The sequence below is a fragment of the Leptospira vanthielii serovar Holland str. Waz Holland = ATCC 700522 genome (assembly GCF_000332455.1).
Lineage (GTDB): Bacteria > Spirochaetota > Leptospiria > Leptospirales > Leptospiraceae > Leptospira_A > Leptospira_A vanthielii.
The window spans coordinates 1-3,760 of record NZ_AOGY02000010.1 but is presented as its reverse complement, the minus strand read 5'-3'; the positions used below and the strand labels follow the sequence as shown (position 1 = coordinate 3,760).

5 protein-coding genes are annotated in these 3,760 nt (G+C 34.1%); 1 reads left to right on the top strand and 4 read right to left on the bottom strand.

Going from position 1 to position 3,760, the window contains the following annotated elements; translation table 11 throughout:
- The coding region (locus LEP1GSC199_RS22150) for an IS3 family transposase (protein WP_332307919.1) at positions 1-93 on the top strand (93 nt) is incomplete at its 5' end.
- An 8-nt stretch (positions 94-101) separates the two neighbouring features.
- Here LEP1GSC199_RS22150 and LEP1GSC199_RS01475 read toward each other — a convergent pair.
- The 4 genes from LEP1GSC199_RS01475 to LEP1GSC199_RS01460 all read right to left on the bottom strand — a co-directional run bounded on the left by LEP1GSC199_RS01475 (position 102) and on the right by LEP1GSC199_RS01460 (position 3,591).
- The gene (locus LEP1GSC199_RS01475; RefSeq protein WP_039925741.1) at positions 102-569 is read right to left on the bottom strand and encodes a condensation domain-containing protein; all 468 of its coding nucleotides are present in this window, start codon (positions 567-569) and stop codon (positions 102-104) included.
- Between the two features lie 23 nt (positions 570-592).
- The gene (locus LEP1GSC199_RS01470; protein ID WP_002976250.1) at positions 593-2,341 is read right to left on the bottom strand and encodes a condensation domain-containing protein; all 1,749 of its coding nucleotides are present in this window, start codon (positions 2,339-2,341) and stop codon (positions 593-595) included.
- A gap of 84 nt (positions 2,342-2,425) precedes the next feature.
- A complete protein-coding gene (locus LEP1GSC199_RS01465) occupies positions 2,426-3,295 on the bottom strand; it encodes an IS3 family transposase (RefSeq protein WP_002976255.1) in 870 nt (289 codons plus the stop codon).
- Positions 3,296-3,312: 17 nt separating this feature from the next.
- A complete protein-coding gene (locus tag LEP1GSC199_RS01460; RefSeq protein ID WP_083901898.1) occupies positions 3,313-3,591 on the bottom strand; it encodes a transposase in 279 nt (92 codons plus the stop codon).
- Between the last annotated feature and the right edge of the window lie 169 nt (positions 3,592-3,760).

The following is a 3,760-nucleotide window of genomic DNA, read 5'->3' as shown; positions in this document are numbered from 1 at the left end:
ATTGAAGTTTTTTATAACAGAAAGCGTTTGCATTCTAAAATTGGATACAAATCTCCTGTTACATTTGAAAATGAATTTTATGCCTATGAATGAGTATATTTTTACTTAGGAACTTCAATACTCCAACCATCCAAGATAGCATGATGATGACTAAATATAACTGTAAAAACGTCATCCTTCTTAACAAGTTTAACTCTCCAAGCTATCTCCTTTCGCAGATCAAAGTTTCTTTTTCTATCTGAAGTTAATAACTCATCAAAACGATACTGATTCAATTCTTCATCTTCGTCCGTTAAATCAAAAAATTCGAAATCGAATTCGCTGTCTTTTAATATTACTTGCATCAGATTTTTGCTATCCAATGAAAAGACTGTCCGCAAAGCGTCGTGCCGACTTGCAACCTGTCTCCATGCTTTGAAGAACGAATCGACGTCCAGATCTTTTCTTATATCAAAAATCAATTGCTGAAAATAAACATCCGAACCAGGATTCACCAGGTATGAAAACAATATTCCTTCTTGAAATGAAGTTAACGGGCAAATATCTTTTATGTTTTCTTTATTTAACATTCTATCCTCAATATGTGAACTTACTACTTTTCAAAAAGCTCATCCAATTCTTCCGAATCCAGATCGCCAACGGTAAAGCCAGAAAGGAAGTTCTTACCTTTTCCGAAACTTTCACTCAATACAACAGCTTCTTTAACAATATTCTCAATAGATTCCAAAAATCTTAATATTGTTTCTGTGTTAAATTCCTTTGAATTGTAAAACACTCTAAACTCTAATTTTCTGTTCAAAACCAAAGCAATGATTTCGAGTTTAAATGGCGAGACAGAGTCAGGATTAATTGAGCTCCATGCACTACTTGCATCATAAACCAAGAATTCATCAATCGTACCCTCATCATAATTTCCAAGATAATTAAAACACATTTCAGGTTCTGCAAAATCGATGTTTAAATGTTCGGTCAGATACTTCAGCATACCAAACACAGCACCACCTCGTTTAACTTCCCGCAGTTTGGAATTAACTATGCTTATCATCCCATCTATTGTCTCGCCGTCTCCAATAGAAAATAGCAATGGATATAAACTAGTAAACCATCCAACAGTTCTGCTAATATTCATTTCTTTTCCTAGAGATTCTCGACCATGGCCCTCTAAATATAGCTTATAAGTATTCAATCCATATGTTCTCTTCACTGCGAGTAAAACAATAGCTATGAATAAATCCTGCAAATTGGATAAACTTAAGTTCAACGAATACTCAGATAACTTTTCAAAAACGTCAGATTCAAACTGAATCCTGCGAAATTCCCGATCCTTTACCTTTTCAATTCTCTGTATATTTTCAGGAGCAATCTTTTGAAATGATTCGGACATTTGAGTCTTCCAAAATTCTACTTCCTGTTTTAAATCGGAGGAGTAGACAAATTCTCCTTGAGCCTTTGTCCAGTCTTGGAACGATAATGTGCGAGGAGGCAATGTAAATGTTGAATTTGACAATATATTTACAAAATCTTGAAATAATATTCTCCAAGATATGCCATCAACAACTAAGTGATGAATAATGACTGCTATACTTTGAATACCTTCTCCCGTGAAGAACAACACCCTGATCATTCTTCCATCGATTATTGAGATATCATTTTGAGCTTGATTAATATAGTGATGAACTTCCTTAGATCCAAAAGTTGCATCCGTTTTTACCTCAGAAAAAAAGTCATTTATAATCTCTTCATTTATCCATAAACCGGGCTCTTCTTCGGAAATTATGACCTTTGATCGAAGTATGTCATGATATTCTATCAGCCGTTTAAAAATATCCTCAATAACTCTCGATTCAATTCGATTTTTTAATCCAAAATACCAAGTTTGACTAAAGTGATTCTCTCCATTTATATATTTTTGAAAAAACCATTTTTGAATTGGAGATAAATTTACGTAGCCATTCGAAGGAGGATAAAAATCTTGCATCCCTTTTAAAGATATTTCAGAGTTATTGATAATCCAATCAGCCATTCCTCGAATAGTGAGAAATAAATATAAATCTTGAACAGAAATCGATATACCATGATCATTTAACTTTGACACTACTCGTAATGCACTTATCGAATCGCCGCCTAGAGCAAGGAAATTTTCGTCGATCCCAATTTCTTCAACTCCCAACACATCTTTCCAAACTTCCCTTACTATATTTTCATATGAATTAGTAGCCTCAGGATTAGACAACTCGTCGGCTTCGATCTCAACTAAATTCTTTTTAATCAACTTTCGATCAACTTTACCGTTTTTATTAAGCGGGAACTCTGTAACATAATAAAATCTAGTTGGGACCATATAGGCAGGTAGTTTACTTAATAGATATCTTCGTAATTCATCTTTATCTACTTCTCCTTTTGAAGTTCCTAAGTAAAAATATACTCATTCATAGGCATAAAATTCATTTTCAAATGTAACAGGAGATTTGTATTCAATTTTAGAATGCAAACGCTTTCTGTTATAAAAAACTTCAATATACTCGAATAGAGAACTTTGAGCCTGTTCTAAGGAATGGAAGTTCTTATGGTTTGTAAACTCTCTTTTTAATGTAGCAAAAAAAGATTCAGCTGGAGCATTATCCCAACAATTTCCTTTTCTACTCATACTTTGAATGAATCCTTTTGACGTTAGATTCTCACAAAACTCTTTACTCGCATACTGACTTCCTCTATCAGAATGGATTATAAGGCCTTCATTTGGTTTTTGGTTCTCAACAGCATTCTCAAGTGCTCTCATTACGAGAGATGTCTTCATATGAGTGTCAACAGCCCATCCAACAATCTTCTTTGTGCATATATCTTTGAATTTACATAAATATAAAAATCCAAACAAATAGGGAATGTAGGTAATGTCAGTCACATACACTGTGTTCGGTGTTGAAACCTGAAAGTTTTGTTCAAGCAAGTTTGGACTAATAGCTTCTTCATGATTGGAATTTGTCGTCACAGGATGCTTAAATTTCCTAGTTGTAATAGCTTTAATCCCATTTTCCATACGTGGCGTAATTTTAGCCACAGTGGGTAAACTGACTTTGATTCCCCTTGCTCTTAGTTCTTTCTGAACTCTCGGACTTCCGTAAGAAAGCAGATCTCCTTTGTGGAATTTTCTAATTTCATATAAGATTTCTATACTTTTTTTGATTTCGAATCGACTTCGATTTTTCAACCAAGGATAAAATCCCTTGTGTTTTATATCTAATACTTCGGACATCACTTTGATAGAAAACCCAAAGGATTCCCTATGTTCTTTCATAAAAAGATATTTATCTTCTAAGGACTTAAAGTGATGCCCATTGCCTTTTTTAAAATATCCCTCTGCTGTTTTAAATTTTGAACTTCACGTTCAAGCTCCTGGATCCTCTTGTCTCGAACATCTTGCAGAGAATCTGTCTCGGTTTGATTTTGATCTAGTTCCTTTTTCCATCTGCCTAGTATCCCATTGGGGAGCCCTAGTTCTTGGCATACCATATTCTGGGATTTCCCACTTGATATTAAATATTGAACCGATTCTCTCTTAAACTCTGTGGTGTATTGTTTTCTCCGCTTCATGGCAACCTCTTGTAGTCGTTTTGTTGCCTATTGTCGAGTATATAATGCGTTAGGAACTTCATATGTCCAATAACATAAGATAACAATTTACCTTTGTTATCTAACACTACGACAGATGACTGTATAAATTCAGACTTATTAAGCTGCTTTTCAATTTCTTCCAACTCTA